The sequence below is a fragment of the Pseudomonas sp. B35(2017) genome, assembly GCF_002113645.1.
In the GTDB taxonomy this organism is placed as follows: Bacteria; Pseudomonadota; Gammaproteobacteria; order Pseudomonadales; family Pseudomonadaceae; genus Aquipseudomonas; species Aquipseudomonas ekonensis.
The window spans coordinates 170341-189586 of record NZ_NEIZ01000005.1 but is presented as its reverse complement, the minus strand read 5'-3'; the positions used below and the strand labels follow the sequence as shown (position 1 = coordinate 189586).

Below are 19246 nucleotides of genomic sequence, written 5' to 3'. Positions count from 1 at the left end.
CAAAGCGGTGCGGCGCTTACACGCCGCCGGCGGTGAGTTTTTCGGGGTTTAGCAACGCTTCCAGTTCGCTGCGCGACAGGTCGGTGTGCTCCAGCGCGACGTCGATCACCGCGCGGCCCTGCTTGTAGGCCTGCTTGGCGATTTCGGCGGCCTTCTGGTAACCGATGATCGGGTTGAGCGCGGTCACCAGGATCGGGTTGCGCGAGAGCGCTTCCTTGAGGCGCGACTCGTTGACCTTGAAGCTGGCGATGGCTTTGTCGCCCAGCAGCCGACTGGCGTTGGCCAGCAGTTCGATGCTGCCGAGCAGGTTCTGGGCGATGATCGGCAGCATCACGTTCAGCTCGAAATTGCCCGACTGGCCGGCGACGGTGATGGCCGCGTCATTGCCGATCACTTGCGCGGCGACCATGGCGGTGGCTTCCGGAATCACCGGATTGACCTTGCCGGGCATGATCGACGAGCCCGGCTGCAAGCCTTCCAGCTCGATCTCACCCAGGCCGGCCAAGGGGCCCGAGTTCATCCAGCGCAGGTCGTTGGCGATTTTCATCAGCGACACGGCGGTGGCCTTCAACTGGCCGGAGACGGCGACGGCGGTGTCCTGCGAGCCGATCAGCGCAAACAGATCCTTGCCCGGCGTGAACTGCACGTGGGTGAGCTGGCTCAGGTGACGGCTGAAACGCCCGGCGAACTCCGGATGCGCGTTGATCCCGGTGCCGACCGCCGTGCCGCCCTGGGCCAGGGACTGCAGGCTCGGCAACAGGTCCTGCAGATGGCCGACGTTGGCCTTGAGCTGCTGCGCCCAGCCGTTGAGCACCTGACTCATGCGCACGGGCATGGCATCCATCAGGTGCGTGCGGCCGGTTTTCACGTGGTGATGGACCTGAACGGCCTTGTGCTCGATCACCTGCACCAGGTGCAGCAGCGCCGGCAGCAGTTGCTCGTGCAGGGCCAGGGCGGCGCTGACGTGGATGGTGGTCGGGATGATGTCGTTGCTGCTCTGGCCGCAATTGACGTGATCGTTCGGGTTGACCGGCTCGCCCAGCAGACGGCTGGCCAGGGTTGCGATCACTTCGTTGGCGTTCATGTTGGAACTGGTGCCGGAGCCGGTCTGGAAGACATCCACCGGGAAATGCTGCATGAAGTCGCCTTCGAGCAAGCCTTGGGCGGCATCACTGATGGCCTTGCCTTGAGCGGCGCTGAGCTGGTTGAGTTCGACATTGGCCCGGGCGGCGGCGGCCTTGGCCAGGATCAGCGCACGGACGAACTGGGTGGGCATCGGCTTGCCGCTGATCGGGAAGTTATCCACCGCCCGCTGGGTCTGCGCGCCGTAGAGCGCGTCCGCCGGCACCTGCAGTTCGCCCATGCTGTCGCGCTCAATACGTGTCTTGGTCATCGGTGAATCCTTGGACTAGTTCAATGAGGGGAATCGAGGGAAGCAACTCGCAGGTCGCCAGTTGCCAGGTGAAGCTTTGCCAGCGCTTGAGCCGGCATTTGCACAGCGAGAGGCGCTCCATCTCACGCAGGGGGCGCCAGGCCTGGTCGAGGCACAGGCTGCGCCAATGCCACGGCAAGGCGATGTCGTTGGCGGTGTCCATCAGCAGACGGAAAGCGGTTTCGGCGATCGTCCAGGGCGACGTCGTCGTGCAGCAGGCCAGGTAGCGGCCCTCGGCGAGGTAATGTTCGATCAGGCGCGGCTCGTCCGGATCCATCGCACAGCGGATCTGGCGGCTCATCCAGCGCCAGCTTTCGAGGTAAGGCTGCTCGTGCAAGGCAGAACTCATGATTCCTGGCTCATCCGATAATGAGATTTATTATTAGTTGATAATGAGAACCAAAACAAGAGCGCCCAAATTTTGCTGATTCAGGCAAAAACGGTGGGAGCCAGCCCTGCTGGCGATGGCGTCAATGCAGGCGCTTCCCCGGAGACCCGGTATTGCAGGACACAAAAAAGGCGCGCCACCCGCTGGGGTGACGCGCCTTTTTGCGCAACGGTCGAGCTTAGCTGCCCGCGACGGTCATCCGCTCGATCAGCACCGATCCTGTGCGGATATTGCTGCGAAGTTCCAGATCGTTGCCCACCGCGACAATCTGCTTGAACATGTCGCGCAGGTTGCCGGCGATGGTCACTTCCTGCACCGCGAACTGGATTTCGCCGTTCTCGACCCAGTACCCCGCCGCTCCGCGCGAGTAGTCGCCGGTGACCATGTTCAGGCCGTGGCCCATCAGTTCGGTGACCAGCAGGCCCCGGCCCATGCGCCGCAGCAGCGCCGCCTGATCCTCGTCGCCATGGGTGACGAACAGGTTGTGCACGCCGCCGGCGTTGGCGGTGCTCGGCATGCCGAGCTTGCGGCCGGAATAGGTGCCGAGGATGTACGACACCAGCTCACCCTTTTCGACGAACGGCTTGGCGTAGGTCGCCAGACCGTCGCCATCGTAGGCCGCACTGCCCATGGCGCGCATCAGGTGCGGGCGCTCATCGATGGTCAGCCACTCCGGAAACAGCTGCTGCCCCAGCGTGCCTTCAAGGAACGACGCCTTGCGGTACAGGCTGCCGCCGGACACCGCCGACAGGAAACTGCCGAACAGCCCGCCAGCCAGTTCGGCCGAAAACAGCACCGGCACTTCGCAGGTCGGCACGGGACGTGCGCCCAGACGGCTCGCCGCCCGCTGTGCGGCCCGCTGGCCGATGCTCACCGGATCCGCCAGCAGACTGCCCTGACGGTTCACGTCATACCAGTAGTCGCGCTGCATCTGGCCGTCGGCCTCGGCGATCATCACACAGCTGAGGCTGTGCCGGGTCGAGGCGTAGCCGCCGACGAAGCCGTGGCTGTTGCCGTAGACGCGGCAGCCCTGATGGGTGCTCAGCGTCGTGCCGTCGGCGTTCCTGATCCGCGCATCGGCGTCGAACGCCGCCGCCTCGCAGATCAAGGCTTTCTCGATGGCCTGCTCGGGGGTGATGTCCCAGGCGTGGAACAGGTCGAAATCCTGGACGTCCCTGGCCATCAGCGCGGCGTCGGCCAGGCCGGAGGCTTCGTCCTCGGAGGTGTGCTTGGCGATGGCCAGCGCGGCGGCGACGGTTTCGCGGATCGCGTCAGGCCCGGTCGCCGAGGTGCTGGCCGAACCTTTGCGCTGGCCGACATACAAGGTGATGCCGAAGCCCTGGTCGCGGTTGAACTCGACCGTCTCGACTTCGCGCTGACGCACCGACGTCGACAGCCCCTGCTCAAGCGACACCGCCACTTCGCAGGCGCTGGCCCCTTGGCGCTTGGCTTCGGCGATGATCTGCTCGACCTGTTCCTGCAGGGCCGGCAATGCCTGCGGGCCGACGCTTTCAACTGCACTCATGCTCATCTCCACTCAAATTCTGCTTTCGGCTGGGGCCATCGAGCGACCGGGCCGGACAAGCGGCCCCCGACTGGTTATCATGGCGGCGTTTCTTTGCGGACTGCCACCATGGTTGATTCTTACGACGACTCCCTCGATACGGGAGAAAAAAGCAAATCCCAGGTCAAACGCGAGCTGCATGCTCTGGTTGACCTCGGCGAGCGCCTCACGACCCTCAAGCCCGACTTGCTGGCCAAACTGCCGTTGACCGACCCGTTGCGCCGGGCCCTGGCCGATGCGCCCAAGCACGTGGCGCACATCGCACGCAAACGGCACCTGCAGTTCATCGGCAAGCTGATGCGCGACCAGGACACCGACGCCATCCTGGTGCTGCTCGACCAGCTCGACGCCTCCACCCGCCAGTACAACGAGCGTTTCCACAACCTCGAACGCTGGCGCGACCGCCTGATCGGCGGTGACGACGCGGTGCTGGAGAAGTTCGTCGCCGAATACCCGGAGACCGACCGTCAGCAACTGCGCTCCCTGATCCGTCAGGCCCAACACGAGGTGGCGCGCAACAAGCCGCCGGCCTCCAGCCGTAAAATCTTCAAGTACATCCGAGAGCTGGACGAGACCCAACGCGGCCTGCGTTGATCATCGTCACCGGGTGGCCGCCCAAGGCGCCACCCGTCGCTCCATCCCTTCTTATGCGCCTGTGCCGCCCACGGTGATCGCGTCGATCTTCAGCGTCGGCTGGCCCACGCCCACCGGCACCGATTGCCCGTCCTTGCCGCAGGTGCCCACGCCGCTGTCCAGCGCCAGGTCGTTGCCGACCATCGACACCCGGCTCATGGCCTCCGGGCCGTTGCCGATCAGGGTGGCGCCCTTGACCGGTGCGGTGATCTTGCCGTCCTCGATCAGGTACGCCTCGCTGGTGGAGAACACGAACTTGCCGCTGGTGATGTCTACCTGGCCGCCGCCGAGGTTGGCGCAGTAGATGCCCTTCTTCACCGAGGCGATGATTTCCGCCGGATCGCTTTCGCCGCCCAGCATGTAGGTGTTGGTCATCCGCGGCATCGGCAGGTGCGCGTAGGACTCGCGCCGGCCGTTGCCGGTACGGGCCACGCCCATCAGGCGGGCGTTGAGCTTGTCCTGCATGTAGCCCTTGAGCACGCCGTTCTCGATCAGGGTGGTGCACTCGGTCGGGGTGCCTTCGTCGTCGACGCTCAGGGAACCGCGGCGACCGCTCAAGGTGCCGTCATCGACGATGGTGCAGAGTTTGGAGGCGACCATTTCGCCCATCCGGCCGCTGTAGGCCGAACTGCCCTTGCGGTTGAAGTCGCCTTCCAGGCCATGGCCGACCGCTTCGTGCAGCAGCACGCCGGACCAGCCCGAACCCAACACCACCGGCAACGTGCCGGCCGGCGCCGGAATCGCTTCCAGGTTGACCAGCGCCTGGCGCAGGGCCTCACGGGCGTAGCCCATGGCACGGTCTTCGGCGAGGAAATAGCGGTAGTCGGTACGCCCGCCGCCGCCATGGCCACCGCGTTCGCGGCGACCGTTCTGCTCGACGATCACGCTGACGTTGAAGCGCACCAGCGGCCGCACGTCCGCCGCCAGCCCGCCGTCGGTGGACGCCACCAGGATCCGCTCCCAGACGCCGGCCATGCTCACGCTGACCTGCTGGATGCGCGGGTCGAGGGCGCGGGTGGCGACGTCGATGCGCTTGAGCAGGTCGACCTTCTCGGCGCGGCTCAGCACTTCCAGCGGATTGTCCGGCGCGTACAGCTGCGCGACGTCCTGGGTGGTGAACGCCTGCACCTTGCCGTCCTGACCGGCGCGGGAGATCGAGCGGGCCGCACGGGCCGCCGCGCCCAGCGCTTCCAGGGTGATGGCGTTGCTGTAGGCGAAGCCGGTCTTCTCGCCGGACTGCGCCCGTACGCCGACGCCCTGGTCGAGGTTGAAGCTGCCTTCCTTGACGATGCCGTCTTCCAGCGACCAGGACTCGGAAATCTGCCCCTGGAAGTACAGGTCGGCGGCATCGATGCCGGGGCCGGCCAGGTCACCGAGCACGCCTTGCAGGCTCTCGATGGTCACGCCGCCGGGCGCCAACAGGTGGTCACTGACTGAGGACAACAACTCGCTCATAGGTTCTACGCCTTAAATTCGTGTTCTGAGGCAGGCCGCTGCGCGCCCTGCGAGAAAAACCGCCGGTGAGTGGCCACCGGCATCCGCGCCCGGATGGACGCCTGTTCGCTGCTGTCGCGCTCGGCCAGCAGCACGGCCTCGCCGGTGTCCTGTTGCGCCAGCACGCGGCCCCACGGGTCGATGATGGCTGCGTGGCCGAAAGTCTCGCGCGGGCCCGGATGCATCCCGCCCTGGGCCGCCGCCAGCACATAGCACTGGGTCTCGATGGCCCGTGCGCGGATCAGCACATCCCAGTGCGCGGCGCCGGTCACCGCCGTGAAGGCCGACGGCGCGGTGATCAGCTCGGCGCCGGCGGCCCGCAGTTCGCTGTAGAGCTCCGGGAAGCGCAGGTCGTAGCACACCGTCAGCCCCAGCCGGCCCACCGGCGTGTCCGCCACCACCACGCCGCTGCCATAAGCATAGTCATCGGATTCGCGGTAACGGCCGCGATTGTCCGCCACATCGACATCGAACAGGTGCAGCTTGTCGTACCGCGCAACGATTTCGCCCTGGTCATCGACCAACAGCGAGCAGGCATGGGACTTCGCCGCAGGCTGGCCCACCGGTGGCAGCGGCAACGTGCCGGCCACGATCCATAACCTGAGGTCGCGCGCGGTCTGTTTCAACCACGGCAGGATCGGCCCCTCGCCCAGCGCTTCGGCACGGCCGATGTCGGCGATGTCGCGACGGCCCATGGCGGCGAAGTTCTCCGGCAGCACCGCCAGCTTCGCGCCCGCTTCGGCCGCCTGCTCAAGCAGGCGCCGGGCATCGCGCAGGTTGGCCGGCACATCGCTCTGGCTGACCATTTGAATCACCGCTAAAGACATGGCGCACTCCGCAAGAGGTTTGCGGCCATGCTACTCCATCGGTGCCGGGCCTGGCTGTTCAAAAGGGCTTGTCGAAGGTGATTTTCGGCTCTTTCCACGGCCCCTTGACCGTGTACTTGACGCTGGCGAACCGCGCCACGCGGTCGCCGATCAGCTTGTCGATCAGAAACAGCGCACCGCCGACCGCCGGCGCCCCCACGATCAGCGCCGCGATCGGCAGGTTGTTGGTCACCGGCAAGGTCACCAGCAGCCGGGCGTCCACCTGGTCGCCGACCAGGTCCAGGGTGCCGTTGAGCTCAATGTTGCTCGACGGCCCGGTCAGCAGGATCGGTTCGCGGGTCACGTAGACGCCGTTGGTCGCCACCAGCAGGCCCTTGACCCGGTCATAGCTCAGGCCTTTGCCGAACAGGTCGGAGAAGTCCAGGCGCAGGCGCCGGCCGATGGAGTTGAAGTTGAGCAGGCCGAACACCCGCAGCGCCTGGGCGCCCCCTTCCACCTCGACGAACTGGCCCTTGTTCAGCGACGCATCGAGGGTGCCGGAGAAGCGCTTGGTCGCCAGCCACGCCGGCGAACCCGGCCAGCGGCCGTCGACGTCCATGTGGAACTCTTCGCTGGTCACGCTCGGCGCGAACCCCCAGCCCTTGAGCACGTCGGCGAGGTTTTTGCCGCCGATCCGGCCCTTGTACCAACTGTTCGTGTTGCCCGGCGTGCCTTCCCAGCCGCCGCTGCCCTGCAGCAGGATGCCCTTGAGGCCCAGGTCCAGGTTGCTCAGGGCGATGCCCTTGGCGGTCGGCCGCACTTTGAGCGACCAGCCGCCCACCAGGTCCTGGCCCTGGAACAGCTGGTTGACGGTGATGTCCAGCGCCGGAATCTTGCTCGGATCGACCGAGGCCAGAGGATCGGGCGCGTTCTCGTCAGCCTGCACCGCCGGATCCGGCGCCGGCAGGCGCACGTATTGCAGGTTCACCGCGATCGGCGCGCCGTTGGCGTCGGGAATCGCGACCGTGCCCTTGGCCTGCCGGCTGTCCAGCGCCAGCGCCCAGGCGCCCGCCTTGCGATTGAGCTGCACCGACGCCTGATCCAGCGTGGTGCCGAACGCCGTGAGCCTGTCGACCTTGAAGTCGGCGCTGCTCAGCAGTTGCCTGGCGCTGCCGCCCGGATCCTTGCCGGCGTACTTGTCCACCAGGTCCTGCCACGGCTTGACGTCCAGCTCCGACAGCACGCCGCGCACCCGCAGGCCCTTGCCGCCGGGCAGCACCGCCTCGCCCGCGCCGAGGAACAGTTCACCGCGGCCGTCGGCGAAATTGCCCGGCGGCGCCGCGAAGGTGAAATTGGCCAACTGATCGTAATTGACCCAGTAGCGCCGCTCCGGCCCTTGCAGGGTCATGCGGAACACCGTGTCGCGTCCGGTGCTGGCCGGCAGGCCGAACGGCGCCGGCAGATCCACCGCCACGCCCTTGAGGCTGGAGCTGACAATCAACTGGCTGTCGGCGCCGTCCAGGTTCACCTGCAACTGATAGGGAACCGTGCCGGACACCGGCAGCGGCTGGGTCACGCCGAGCCAGTCGGTGAGTTTCTTCACCTCGACCTGTCCGGAGGCGGCCACGCGGGTCTTGAGCCGGCCCGGGCCGCCGTCGGCGAAGATCTGCGCGGTCACCGGTTTGTCGAACGCCCGTGCCGCGATGTTCTGCCCGCTCAGGCCCTTGGCGCTGTCGAACCGGAAATCGCCCTTGAGCTGGGTCAGCTCAAGCTTGGGCTCGGCCAGCTTCAGCCGCGCGTTGGCCGGCTTGAAGTCGACGAGGATCTTCGGCGCATCGCCCTTGTCCAGCGGCACGTCCAGCTTCAGCTTGCCGGTCAGTTCGCCCTCGCCCTCCCATCCCGCGAAGGTCTCGGCGGTGCCGATCGGCGCTTCCTGAAGGATCTTCAGACCGTCGCCCAGTCCGCCGGCGAACGCGCCGTCGAGGAGCAAATGGCTGTGTTCGCCTTCCGGCGCGTGGGGTATGTTGACGAACACGTCGCTGACCTGGGTGTCGAGCAACTGGCCCTTCTGCGCCACGATCCGGATGCCGCTGTCTTCGATGAACACGTCGCCGTTGACCTTGCTCACATGGGGCCAGCCCGGCTGGAACGCGAGTTCGGCGTCATGCACCTTGAAGAACAGGCTGATGCTGCGGTCCGCGTCGGCCGCGCCCTTGTTCAGCGAACCTTGGTACTGGAAGAAGCCCTGGTCCACCGCACCCTTGAGGATCGCGGTGCGCAGCCATTCGTCGACGGCGGGGTTCAGGACCTGCGGCAGGTACTTGGCGGTGTAGCGTCCGTCGCCGTCCACCAGGCCGACGCGCAAGTCCATGTAGTCTTCCTGGTCGTGGTCGAAATGCAGGCGGATCAGGAAGTCGCCGGCGATCTTGCCCTCTTCGCCGAGCACCTTCAGGTACGGCGCGATCAGGGTGAAGCCTTCCTTGTCGAGCTTCCAGGTCAAGCGGGCATTGGCCTGGATATACTGCCACGGCTTGGCGAAGATCGGGTCCAGGTGCAGGACAAAGTCCTTGCTGTCCATCCGCAGCTCGCCGCCGCCCAAGTTGCCGCTGAGGCTGCCGCTGACGTTCCGCGCCGCCGGGGCGCCGTGGTAGGCGTCGAAGCCGACCCGGTCGAGGTTGGCGGCGAAGCTGAACCGTGAGTCGTCGGTGGCGTTGGGGCGCACATCCAGCAGCACGTTGCGCAGTCCGCCGGTCACCTTCAGGCGCTCGACCACCGTGGCGAACCCTTGCGGCAACGGCCCCAAGGCATTGAGCAACGGCGTGATCGGCGTCAGGTCGATCCGGTCGGCCTGCAGGTGCCACAGCTCTTCGGCCTTGTCGCTGGCGGCGGTCTGCTTGATCTGCACCCGGGATTCCCAGCGGGTCTCGCCGAAGTTCATCGCCAGGGAATCGAGGGTGACGGTGGCGCCGTCGCGGTTGCGCTCGTAGTAAGCGTTGAGGGCCAGGTTGTCGATCCGGATCGGCTTGCGCTCGGCATAGGCGCCGGTCAGCTGCGGCGCGTTCAGACGCAGGGCGGCGCTCTGCAGCGTGCCTTCGCGCCAGTCGACCCACAGTTCGCCGCCGGCCTTGATCTCGGAGAAGTTCCACTGCTGGGTCAGGCGCTCGGGCAGCCATTTGGCCCAGTCGCTCTGCGGCAGGCTCAGGTAGCCTTCCACGGCGCTGTCCTGCCACTGGCCGGCGCGGATCCGCGTACGCAGGCTGGTGGCCACCGGCTGGCCGTCGGGCAGGGTCAGACGCACGTCCAGCCGCTGGCGGACGGCGCCGGTCTTGAGGTTGAGGCCGACGTAGGTGAAGGTCAGCGGCGCATGATCGAGCGGCTGCAAGGTCACCTGGCTGTCGAGCACGGACAGTTGCTGCACGATCTGCATGCGGTCGAACAGCTGCTGCGGATCCAGCGGCCGGTCCTGCTTGACCGGCAACCCTTCCAGTGCCCATTGGCCGTCTTCGCCTTCCTTGAGGCTGATCTTCAGGCCGTTGAGTTCGAGGTGGGCGATGCGCACTTCCCGGGCCAACAGGCTGGCCCACAGGTCCGGCACCGCACGCACCCGGTCCAGGCGCAGGGTGTTGGCGCCCTCGCCGACCGTCACGTCGTGGGCCAGCAGGATCGGCGCGAATCCGCTCCAGTCACCTTCAAGCTCGCCGATCTGCAGCGGCATGCCGAGGGCGGCGCCGGCCTTCTGCTCGACGTCGGCGCGGTACTCGGCCACCAGCGGCGCCAGTTCCCGGCCGAGGCTGACGTACAACGCCATCAACACCAGTGCCAGCGCGCACAGGCCCAACCCCCAGCGGGTGAGTGCGGCCAGAATGCGGGTCAGACGCTCCATGTCAGTTGGCTCCCATGGCAAAAAAACTGCGAAAAGCTGAGGCCAGCCGTTTCAGGACAAAGGCGACGCAGGGGATCAGAGCAGCACCACGTCATATTGTTCCTGGGAATACATGGTTTCTACCTGAAAGCGTATGGTGCGGCCAATGAACGCTTCAAGCTCGGCGACGTTGCCGGACTCTTCGTCGAGCAGCCGATCCACCACTTTCTGGTTCGCCAGCACGCGGTAGCCCTCGGCCTGATAGGCCCGGGCCTCGCGCAGGATCTCACGGAAAATCTCGTAACAGATGGTTTCCGGGGTCTTCAGCTTGCCGCGCCCCTGGCAACTGCTGCACGGCTCGCACAGCACCTGCTCAAGGCTCTCGCGGGTGCGCTTGCGGGTCATCTGCACCAGGCCCAGTTCGGTGATGCCGATGATGTTGGTCTTGGCGTGGTCGCGCTCCAGCTGTTTCTCCAGGGTGCGCAGCACCTGGCGCTGGTGCTCTTCGTCTTCCATGTCGATGAAGTCGATGATGATGATCCCGCCCAGGTTGCGCAGGCGCAGTTGCCGGGCGATCGCGGTGGCGGCTTCGAGGTTGGTCTTGAAGATGGTCTCTTCAAGGTTGCGGTGGCCGACGAAAGCCCCGGTGTTCACGTCGATGGTGGTCATGGCTTCCGCCGGATCCACCACCAGATAGCCGCCGGACTTGAGCGGCACCTTACGCTCCAGGGCCTTCTGGATCTCGTCCTCAACACCGTACAGGTCGAAGATCGGCCGCTCGCCCGGGTAATGCTCCAGGCGGTCGGCGATCTCCGGCATCAGTTCGGCGACGAACTGCGTGGTTTTCTGGAAGGTCTCCCGGGAGTCGATGCGGATCTTCTCGATCTTCGGGCTGACCAGGTCACGCAGCGTGCGCAGGGCCAGGCCGAGATCCTCGTAGATCACGTTCGGCGCGCCGATGGTCTTGATCTGGGCGCTGATCTGATCCCAGAGCCTGCGCAGGTAACGGATGTCCATCAGGATCTCGTCGGCCCCGGCGCCTTCGGCGGCGGTGCGCAGGATGAAGCCGCCGGCTTCCTTGATGTCTTCCTTGGCCACGCAGTCGCTGACCACCTGCTTGAGGCGTTCGCGCTCGGCTTCGTCCTCGATCTTCAGGGAAATGCCGACGTGGGCGGTGCGCGGCATGTAGACCAGGTAGCGCGACGGGATCGACAGCTGGGTGGTCAGGCGCGCGCCCTTCGAGCCGATGGGATCCTTGGTCACCTGCACCACCAGGCTCTGGCCTTCGTGCACCAGGGCGCCGATGCTCTCCACCGCCGGCCCTTCGCGCAGGGAGATTTCCGAGGCATGGATGAACGCGGCGCGGTCCAGGCCGATGTCGACGAACGCCGCCTGCATGCCCGGCAGCACGCGCACGACCTTGCCTTTGTAGATGTTGCCGACGATCCCGCGTTTTTGCGTGCGCTCGACATGCACTTCTTGCAGCACACCGTTTTCGACCACCGCCACGCGCGATTCCATCGGCGTGATGTTGATCAGGATCTCTTCACTCATGGCAGGGTCTCGTTCAGGCGTGTTCACGGTAATGGCCGCATCTTGATCCGCACGGCGCTCACTGCGCGTTCAGGGTTTGCCAACAGGGTATGCCGAAATGGCCCAGCAGTTCTGCGGTTTCGCACAACGGCAAACCGACGACCGCCGAATAGCTGCCGTCCAGGCCCGCCACGAACACCGCGCCGAGGCCCTGGATGCCGTAACCGCCGGCCTTGTCCCGGGGTTCGCCGCTGGCCCAGTAGGCGACGGCCTCCGCTTGGCCGATCGGGCGGAAACGCACCCGGCTGCGCACCACCCGCGACTCGCAGCGGCCGTCCTCGACCAAGGCGATCGCCGTCAGCACTTCATGCTCCCTGCCGGACAACATCATCAGCATGGCGCATGCATCGGCTTCGTCCACCGGTTTGCCGAGAATTTTGCCGTCCAGCACCACGGCGGTGTCGGCCCCCAGCACGCAGCCCCCGTCGCGGGAGCCGACGGCGCGGCGGCCGGCCTCGGCCTTGCCGCGGGCCAGGCGCTCGACATAGGCGGACGGGGTTTCATGGGGTGACGGGGTTTCGTCGATGTCCGCGCTGACGGCGGTGAACGGCACGCCGATCTGCGTGAGCAGTTCACGCCGGCGCGGTGAGCCGGAGGCGAGGTAAAGCGGCTTCATCAAGACATCTCCCTGTTGGGTGCCCTGCCTCGCACATGCCATTTCCGTTTGGCGAGGCAAGGCGCCGTCACGGGCGCATGCCTGGGCAGATCAATTGATTTTGTAGCGGCGGCGCAAGCCACGCAAAGCGAAGCTGACCCAAGGCCAGAGCAACGCGCTGACCAACGCCGGCAGCACCAGCGCCAGCGTCGGCTGACGGTTGCCGGTCAAGGCGCTGAGCCACAGCTGAACCAGTTGCGCGAGACCGAAGATCACCAGGATCACCAGGCTTTGCTGCCACATCGGGAACATCCGCAGGCGCTGCTGCAACGACAGCACCAGGAACGTGATCAGGGTCAGGATCAAGGCATTCTGCCCCAGCAGCGTGCCGTACAGCACGTCCTCGGCCAACCCCAGGCAAAACGCGGTGACCATGCCGACCTTCTGCGGCAAGGCCAGCGCCCAGAACGCCAGCAGCAGGGCCAGCCACAGCGGGCGCAGGATTTCCATGAACTGCGGCAACGGCGACACGCTGAGCAGCATGCCGATGAAGAACGTCAGCCAGACCATCCAGCCGTTACGGGAAGCGGTAGCCCCGACCATTATTCCTGTCTCCCGGTGGTGGCTGGCGCAGCGGCCGGCGGTTTGGCCGCCGGTCGCGCAGCAGGCTGGGCTGCCGGTGGCTTGGCGGCGGTGGCGGCTGGCGGTTTCGCGGCGGCCGGGGCGGACGCCGGCGGCTTGCCGGCCGCAGGCTTGGCCGGGGTCGCGGCAGCAGGGGCCGCAGCGGCCGGGCTCGTGGCCGCCGGAGTCGCGGCAGGCACCGTGACCGGCTTGGGCACGGTCGCCGGAATCACCGGGCCGCCGCCCAGGGCGTCGAGGTTTTCCTGGGCCTGGGCCGCGTCGTTCGCGCGCTCTTCGGCGGTGCGGTTGTCGCTGAACACCAACAGCATGTAGCGGCTGCGGTTCAGGGCGGCGGTCGGCACGGCACGAACGATGGCGAACGGCTGGCCGGAATCGTGGATCACTTCCTTGACCGTCGCCACCGGGTAACCGGCCGGGAAACGCTGGCCCAGGCCGGAGCTGACCAGCAGGTCGCCTTCCTTGATGTCGGCGGTGTCGGCCACGTGGCGCAGTTCCAGGCGTTCCGGGTTGCCGGTGCCGCTGGCGATGGCCCGCAGGCCGTTGCGGTTCACCTGCACCGGGATGCTATGGGTGGAGTCGGTCAGCAGCAGCACGCGGGAGGTGTACGGCATCAGTTCGACCACCTGGCCCATCAGGCCGCGGGCGTCGAGCACCGGCTGGCCGAGCACCACGCCGTCGCGCTCGCCCTTGTTGATGATGATGCGGTGGGTGAACGGGTTCGGGTCCATGCCGATCAGTTCGGCGACCTCGACCTTCTCGTTGACCAGCGCGGACGAGTTCAGCAACTCGCGCAGGCGCACGTTCTGCTCGGTGAGGGCGGCCAGCTTCTGCAGGCGGCCCTGCAGCAGCAGGTTCTCGGTCTTGAGTTTTTCGTTGTCGGCGATCAGCTCGGTGCGGCTGCCGAACTGGCTGGCGACACCGTCCCAGAGCCGTCCGGGCAGGTCGGTGATCCAGTAGGCGTCCATCAGCACCAGCGACATCTGGCTGCGCGCAGGCTTGAGCAGACTGAAGCGGGCATCGACCACCATCAGCGCGACCGACAGCACGGCCAGCACCAGCAGGCGCACGCCCAATGAGGGGCCCTTGGCGAAAAGCGGTTTAATAGGCCGCTCCTTCCGGACAGATGTTCTGTTTATTCATACGGCTTCAAACCGGCCTGGATGAAAACTGACAGAAGATAAACGCCGACAGGCAGCACTGCAAAGTGCTGCCTGTGCGTTCACCCACGTATTGCGCCCGGCGACTTATTCGCTGGAGAGCAGATCCATGGTGTGCTTGTCCATCATTTCCAAAGCACGGCCACCGCCACGGGCAACGCAGGTCAGCGGGTCTTCGGCGACGATCACCGGCAGACCGGTTTCCTGGGCCAGCAGCTTGTCCAGGTCTCGCAGCAGCGCGCCGCCGCCGGTCAGCACCAGGCCACGCTCGGCGATGTCGGAAGCCAGCTCCGGAGGCGATTGCTCCAGGGCGCTTTTCACGGCCTGAACGATGGTCGCCAGCGACTCCTGCAGAGCCTCCAGCACTTCGTTGGAGTTCAGGGTGAATGCGCGTGGAACGCCTTCGGCCAGGTTACGGCCGCGGACGTCGACTTCACGGACTTCGCCGCCCGGATAGGCGGTGCCGATTTCCTGCTTGATGCGCTCGGCGGTGGATTCGCCGATCAGGCTGCCGTAGTTGCGGCGAACGTAGGTGATGATCGCTTCGTCGAAGCGGTCGCCGCCGACGCGGACGGATTCGGCGTAGACCACACCGTTCAGGGAGATCAGCGCGATCTCGGTGGTGCCGCCGCCGATGTCGACGACCATCGAGCCGCGGGCCTCTTCGACCGGCAGGCCGGCACCGATGGCAGCGGCCATCGGCTCTTCGATCAGGAACACTTCGCGGGCACCGGCGCCGAGGGCCGATTCACGGATGGCACGACGCTCGACCTGGGTGGACTTGCACGGAACGCAGATCAGCACGCGAGGGCTGGGCTGCAGGAAGCTGTTTTCGTGAACCTTGTTGATAAAGTATTGCAGCATCTTTTCGCAGACGCTGAAGTCGGCGATCACGCCGTCCTTCATCGGACGAATGGCGGCAATGTTGCCCGGCGTACGGCCGAGCATGCGCTTGGCTTCGGTGCCGACAGCCACGACACTTTTCTGGTTACCGTGTGTCCGGATGGCCACAACCGATGGCTCGTTCAGGACGATACCGCGCTCGCGCACGTAAATAAGGGTGTTGGCAGTGCCCAGGTCAATGGAAAGATCGCTGGAAAACATGCCACGCAGTTTCTTGAACATGGGAAAGGGACCCTAGGCAACGCGTGGGTAAAAAAGTGCGGCAAACTCTAACAACGACAGGGATTTTGGGCAAGGCGCCAATATGTTAAATTGGCCGCTTTTCTGCGCACCAAGCCCCACAATCGCGGCCTTATGACCGTAGAAGTGCGGTAGTGTTCCGACAATCTAACACAGGGACGCCGTCCGTCCTGTTTTCCACTGGAGAATCCCGATGGCGCTAGAACGCTCCGACGTGGAAAAAATCGCTCATCTGGCCTGCCTGGGCCTCAATGAAGCCGATCTTCCGCACATCACCTCGGCCCTCAACAGCATCCTGGGGCTGGTCGACGAAATGCAGGCCGTCGACACCGACGGCATCGAGCCGCTGGCCCACCCGCTGGAAGCCAGCCAGCGCCTGCGCGCCGACGTCGTCACCGAAAGCAATCACCGCGAGGCCTATCAGTCCATCGCACCAGCGGTCGAAAACGGCCTGTACCTGGTTCCGAAAGTCATCGACTAAAGGGAAAGAGCCTGCAATGCATCACATGACTCTGGCCGAGATCGCCCGCGGTCTGGCCGACAAGAAGTTTTCCTCCGAAGAGCTGACCAAGGCCCTGCTGGCGCGCATCGCCCAGCTCGACCCTCAGATCAACAGTTTCATCAGCCTCACCGAAGAGCTGGCGCTGGGCCAGGCGAAAGCCGCCGACGCCCGCCGCGCCAACGGTGAGAGCGGCGCCCTGCTCGGCGCGCCGATCGCCCACAAGGATCTGTTCTGCACCCAGGGCATCCGCACCAGCTGCGGCTCGAAGATGCTCGACAACTTCAAGGCCCCGTACGACGCCACCGTGGTCGCCAAGCTGGCCGCCGCCGGCACCGTGACCCTGGGCAAGACCAACATGGACGAATTCGCCATGGGTTCGGCCAACGAGTCGAGCTGGTACGGCCCGGTGAAGAACCCGTGGAACCTGGAACACGTGCCGGGCGGTTCGTCCGGCGGTTCCGCCGCCGCCGTGGCCGCGCGCCTGCTGCCGGCCGCCACCGCCACCGACACCGGCGGCTCGATCCGCCAGCCTGCCGCGTTCACCAACCTGACCGGCCTGAAGCCGACCTACGGCCGCGTTTCGCGCTGGGGCATGATCGCCTACGCGTCGAGCCTCGACCAGGGCGGCCCGCTGGCCCGCACCGCCGAAGACTGCGCGATCCTGCTGCAGGGCATGGCCGGGTTCGACCCGAACGACTCCACCAGCATCGATGAGCCGGTGCCGGACTACACCGCCGGCCTCAACGGTTCGCTGCAGGGCCTGCGCATCGGCGTGCCGAAGGAATACTTCGGCGCCGGCCTCGATCCGCGCATCGCCGAACTGATCCAGAACAGCATCCAGCAGCTGCAGAAGCTCGGTGCCGTGATCAAGGAAATCAGCCTGCCGAACATGCAGCACGCGATTCCGGCGTACTACGTGATCGCCCCGGCCGAAGCCTCCTCCAACCTGTCGCGCTTCGACGGCGTGCGCTTCGGCCACCGCTGCGAAGCCCCGAAGAACCTGGAAGACCTGTACAAGCGCTCCCGCGGCGAAGGCTTCGGCGCGGAAGTGCAGCGCCGGATCATGGTCGGCGCCTACGCGCTGTCCGCCGGCTACTACGACGCCTACTACCTGAAGGCGCAGAAGATCCGCCGCCTGGTGAAGAACGATTTCATGGCCGCGTTCAATGAAGTCGACATCATCCTCGGCCCGACCACGCCGAACCCGGCCTGGAAGCTCGGCGCCAAGAACAACGATCCGGTCGCCGCCTACCTGGAAGACTTCTACACCATCACCGCCAACCTGGCAGGCCTGCCGGGCCTGTCGATGCCGGCCGGTTTCGCCGACGGCCTGCCGGTCGGCGTGCAGTTGCTCGCTCCGTACTTCCAGGAAGGTCGCCTGTTGAACGTCGCCCACCAGTATCAGCTCAACACTGACTGGCACACCCGCACCCCAACCGGCTTCTGAGGAGACGCACATGCAATGGGAAGTCGTGATCGGGCTGGAGATTCACACCCAGCTCACCACCCGGTCGAAAATCTTTTCCGGTAGTTCCACCACCTTCGGTTCCGAACCGAACACCCAGGCCAGCCTGATCGACCTGGGCATGCCCGGCGTGCTGCCGGTGCTCAACCAGGAAGCCGTGCGCATGGCCGTGATGTTCGGCCAGGCGATCGACGCCGAGATCGGCCGGCACAACGTGTTCGCCCGCAAGAACTACTTCTATCCGGACCTGCCCAAGGGCTACCAGATCAGCCAGATGGACCTGCCGATCGTCGGCAAGGGCCACCTGGACATCGCCCTGGAGGACGGCACGGTCAAGCGCGTCGGCATCACCCGCGCCCACCTTGAGGAAGACGCCGGCAAGAGCCTGCACGAGGAGTTCGGCGGCGCCACCGGCATCGACCTGAACCGCGCCGGCACGCCGCTGCTGGAGATCGTCTCCGAGCCGGACATGCGCAGCGCCAAGGAAGCCGTGGCCTACGTCAAGGCGATCCACGCGCTGGTGCGCTACCTGGGCATCTGCGACGGCAACATGGCCGAAGGCTCGCTGCGCTGCGACTGCAACGTGTCGATCCGCCCCAAAGGCCAGGCCGAGTTCGGCACCCGCTGCGAGATCAAGAACGTCAACTCGTTCCGCTTCATCGAGAAGGCGATCAACTCCGAGATCCAGCGCCAGATCGACCTGATCGAAGACGGCGGCAAGGTGATCCAGCAGACCCGCCTCTACGACCCGAACAAGGACGAGACCCGTCCGATGCGCAGCAAGGAGGAAGCCAACGACTACCGTTACTTCCCCGATCCGGACCTGCTGCCGGTGGTCATCGAGCAAGCCTACCTGGACGAGGTGCGCGCCACCCTGCCGGAACTGCCGCCGCAGAAGCGCGAGCGCTTCCAGAGCCAGTTCGGCCTGTCGGCCTACGACGCCAACGTGCTGGCCACCAGCCGCGAGCAGGCGGACTACTTCGAACAGGTCGCGGGCATCAGCGGCGACGCCAAGCTGGCGGCGAACTGGGTGATGGTCGAGCTGGGCAGCCTGCTCAACAAGCAAGGCCTGGACATCGAGCAGTCGCCGGTCTCGGCCGAGCTGCTGGGCGGCATGCTGCAGCGCATCAAGGACAACACCATCTCCGGCAAGATCGCCAAGGTGGTGTTCGAGGCGATGGCCAACGGTGAAGGCAGCGCGGACGAGATCATCGACAAGCGCGGCCTCAAGCAAGTGACCGACACCGGCGCGATCTCCGCGGTGCTGGACGAAATGCTCGCCGCCAACGCCGAGCAGGTCGAGCAGTACCGTGCGGCGGACGAAGCCAAGCGCGGCAAGATGTTCGGCTTCTTCGTCGGCCAGGCCATGAAGGCGTCCAAGGGCAAGGCCAACCCGCAGCAAGTGAACGAACTGCTCAAAAGCAAGCTCGAAGGCTGACCACAATGGAGCCGGATTCCAATCTAGGCTCCAATCCCTGTGGGAGCCCGCCTGCTGGCGATGACGGTCTGACATTCAGCCTCCGGTTGTCTGTCGTTGCGCAATCGCCGGCGAGCGGGCTCCCGCAACTGTTTTCGGGAACCCTTCGAATGAAGCGCCTGCTCTTGAGTTGCGCCCTGCTTTCCCTGCTGGCCGGTTGCGCCAGCTCCGGCACCATCGACCCGCACGGGTACGACCAGACCGGCGTCGCCTCCTATTACGGCGCCAAGCACCACGGCAAACGCACCGCCAGCGGTGAGCCGTTCAACCAGAATGCCTTGACCGCCGCCCACCGCCAGTTGCCGTTCGGCACGCGGGTGAAGGTCACCAACCTGAAAAACGACAGATCCTGCGTCGTGCGCATCAACGACCGCGGCCCGCACACCCGCGGGCGCCTGATCGACCTCTCGCGCGAAGCCGCGCAGCGCCTGGGCATGATCGGCAGCGGCACCGCCCGGGTACGGGTGCAGGCCCTCGAAGACTGATGGAGCGC

At 65.9% G+C, this 19246-nt stretch carries 16 protein-coding genes; 5 read left to right on the top strand and 11 right to left on the bottom strand.

Translation table 11 applies throughout. From position 1 onward, the window contains the following. Positions 1–16: 16 nt before the first annotated feature. The 3 genes from CAG41_RS11990 to pmbA form a co-directional block, all read right to left on the bottom strand. Positions 17–1393, bottom strand: coding sequence for an aspartate ammonia-lyase (locus CAG41_RS11990; RefSeq protein ID WP_085578582.1), 1377 nt, complete (start codon positions 1391–1393; stop codon positions 17–19). Beyond that, positions 1374–1781 (bottom strand): FagA protein, encoded by a 408-nt coding sequence (locus CAG41_RS11985; protein WP_085578580.1) that lies wholly within the window; start codon positions 1779–1781, stop codon positions 1374–1376. The genes CAG41_RS11990 and CAG41_RS11985 overlap by 20 nt, the downstream gene beginning before the upstream one ends. A 217-nt stretch (positions 1782–1998) precedes the next feature. Continuing rightward, positions 1999–3345 (bottom strand): metalloprotease PmbA, encoded by a 1347-nt coding sequence (pmbA, locus tag CAG41_RS11980; RefSeq protein ID WP_085694953.1) that lies wholly within the window; start codon positions 3343–3345, stop codon positions 1999–2001. A gap of 108 nt (positions 3346–3453) precedes the next feature. Here pmbA and yjgA point away from each other — a divergent pair, with 108 nt between their 5' ends. Continuing rightward, positions 3454–3978 carry a ribosome biogenesis factor YjgA gene (gene yjgA, locus CAG41_RS11975; RefSeq protein WP_085578578.1) on the top strand — a complete coding sequence of 175 codons (525 nt, stop codon included), beginning with the start codon at positions 3454–3456 and terminating at the stop codon, positions 3976–3978. Between the two features lie 51 nt (positions 3979–4029). On the opposite strand, the gene tldD is transcribed toward yjgA, so the two are convergent. The 8 genes from tldD to mreB form a co-directional block, all read right to left on the bottom strand. Further along, the gene (gene tldD / locus CAG41_RS11970) at positions 4030–5472 is read right to left on the bottom strand and encodes a metalloprotease TldD (protein ID WP_085631702.1); all 1443 of its coding nucleotides are present in this window, start codon (positions 5470–5472) and stop codon (positions 4030–4032) included. Between the two features lie 5 nt (positions 5473–5477). After that, complete coding sequence (locus tag CAG41_RS11965) at positions 5478–6338, bottom strand: carbon-nitrogen hydrolase family protein (protein ID WP_085578574.1); 861 nt, start codon at positions 6336–6338, stop codon at positions 5478–5480. A 58-nt stretch (positions 6339–6396) separates the two neighbouring features. Next, on the bottom strand, positions 6397–10200 hold the full coding sequence (locus CAG41_RS11960) for a YhdP family protein (RefSeq protein ID WP_085707039.1): 3804 nt from the start codon (positions 10198–10200) through the stop codon (positions 6397–6399). Positions 10201–10275: 75 nt separating this feature from the next. Then, positions 10276–11733, bottom strand: a complete 1458-nt coding sequence (gene rng / locus CAG41_RS11955; RefSeq protein WP_085578570.1) for a ribonuclease G — start codon at positions 11731–11733, stop codon at positions 10276–10278. A gap of 58 nt (positions 11734–11791) precedes the next feature. Next, a complete protein-coding gene (locus CAG41_RS11950; RefSeq protein ID WP_085578568.1) occupies positions 11792–12388 on the bottom strand; it encodes a nucleoside triphosphate pyrophosphatase in 597 nt (198 codons plus the stop codon). A gap of 90 nt (positions 12389–12478) precedes the next feature. Continuing rightward, complete coding sequence (gene mreD, locus CAG41_RS11945; RefSeq protein WP_085578566.1) at positions 12479–12970, bottom strand: rod shape-determining protein MreD; 492 nt, start codon at positions 12968–12970, stop codon at positions 12479–12481. Further along, positions 12970–14112 carry a rod shape-determining protein MreC gene (gene mreC / locus CAG41_RS11940; protein WP_085578564.1) on the bottom strand — a complete coding sequence of 381 codons (1143 nt, stop codon included), beginning with the start codon at positions 14110–14112 and terminating at the stop codon, positions 12970–12972. The genes mreD and mreC overlap by 1 nt, the downstream gene beginning before the upstream one ends. A gap of 141 nt (positions 14113–14253) precedes the next feature. Then, complete coding sequence (gene mreB / locus CAG41_RS11935) at positions 14254–15291, bottom strand: rod shape-determining protein MreB (protein WP_002555108.1); 1038 nt, start codon at positions 15289–15291, stop codon at positions 14254–14256. 211 nt (positions 15292–15502) lie between these two features. Between mreB and gatC the strand changes: the two genes are divergently transcribed. The 4 genes from gatC to CAG41_RS11915 all read left to right on the top strand — a co-directional run bounded on the left by gatC (position 15503) and on the right by CAG41_RS11915 (position 19238). Continuing rightward, the gene (gatC, locus tag CAG41_RS11930) at positions 15503–15790 is read left to right on the top strand and encodes an Asp-tRNA(Asn)/Glu-tRNA(Gln) amidotransferase subunit GatC (protein ID WP_020297123.1); all 288 of its coding nucleotides are present in this window, start codon (positions 15503–15505) and stop codon (positions 15788–15790) included. A gap of 16 nt (positions 15791–15806) precedes the next feature. After that, entirely contained in the window at positions 15807–17258 is a 1452-nt protein-coding gene (gatA, locus tag CAG41_RS11925; RefSeq protein ID WP_085578562.1) for an Asp-tRNA(Asn)/Glu-tRNA(Gln) amidotransferase subunit GatA, read from the top strand. Positions 17259–17268: 10 nt separating this feature from the next. After that, entirely contained in the window at positions 17269–18714 is a 1446-nt protein-coding gene (gene gatB, locus CAG41_RS11920) for an Asp-tRNA(Asn)/Glu-tRNA(Gln) amidotransferase subunit GatB (protein WP_085578560.1), read from the top strand. Between the two features lie 149 nt (positions 18715–18863). Next, positions 18864–19238, top strand: coding sequence for a septal ring lytic transglycosylase RlpA family protein (locus tag CAG41_RS11915; RefSeq protein WP_085578558.1), 375 nt, complete (start codon positions 18864–18866; stop codon positions 19236–19238). Positions 19239–19246 lie beyond the last annotated feature (8 nt).

Bases quoted from the DNA above. Each gene is read 5' to 3' on its own strand.
- CAG41_RS11990 (WP_085578582.1), bottom strand. From the start codon at position 1,393: ATGACCAAGACACGTATTGAGCGCGACAGCATGGGCGAACTGCAGGTG.
- CAG41_RS11985 (WP_085578580.1), bottom strand. From the start codon at position 1,781: ATGAGTTCTGCCTTGCACGAGCAGCCTTACCTCGAAAGCTGGCGCTGG.
- pmbA (WP_085694953.1), bottom strand. From the start codon at position 3,345: ATGAGTGCAGTTGAAAGCGTCGGCCCGCAGGCATTGCCGGCCCTGCAG.
- yjgA (WP_085578578.1), top strand. From the start codon at position 3,454: ATGGTTGATTCTTACGACGACTCCCTCGATACGGGAGAAAAAAGCAAA.
- tldD (WP_085631702.1), bottom strand. From the start codon at position 5,472: ATGAGCGAGTTGTTGTCCTCAGTCAGTGACCACCTGTTGGCGCCCGGC.
- CAG41_RS11965 (WP_085578574.1), bottom strand. From the start codon at position 6,338: ATGTCTTTAGCGGTGATTCAAATGGTCAGCCAGAGCGATGTGCCGGCC.
- CAG41_RS11960 (WP_085707039.1), bottom strand. From the start codon at position 10,200: ATGGAGCGTCTGACCCGCATTCTGGCCGCACTCACCCGCTGGGGGTTG.
- rng (WP_085578570.1), bottom strand. From the start codon at position 11,733: ATGAGTGAAGAGATCCTGATCAACATCACGCCGATGGAATCGCGCGTG.
- CAG41_RS11950 (WP_085578568.1), bottom strand. From the start codon at position 12,388: ATGAAGCCGCTTTACCTCGCCTCCGGCTCACCGCGCCGGCGTGAACTG.
- mreD (WP_085578566.1), bottom strand. From the start codon at position 12,970: ATGGTCGGGGCTACCGCTTCCCGTAACGGCTGGATGGTCTGGCTGACG.
- mreB (WP_002555108.1), bottom strand. From the start codon at position 15,291: ATGTTCAAGAAACTGCGTGGCATGTTTTCCAGCGATCTTTCCATTGAC.
- gatC (WP_020297123.1), top strand. From the start codon at position 15,503: ATGGCGCTAGAACGCTCCGACGTGGAAAAAATCGCTCATCTGGCCTGC.
- gatA (WP_085578562.1), top strand. From the start codon at position 15,807: ATGCATCACATGACTCTGGCCGAGATCGCCCGCGGTCTGGCCGACAAG.
- gatB (WP_085578560.1), top strand. From the start codon at position 17,269: ATGCAATGGGAAGTCGTGATCGGGCTGGAGATTCACACCCAGCTCACC.
- CAG41_RS11915 (WP_085578558.1), top strand. From the start codon at position 18,864: ATGAAGCGCCTGCTCTTGAGTTGCGCCCTGCTTTCCCTGCTGGCCGGT.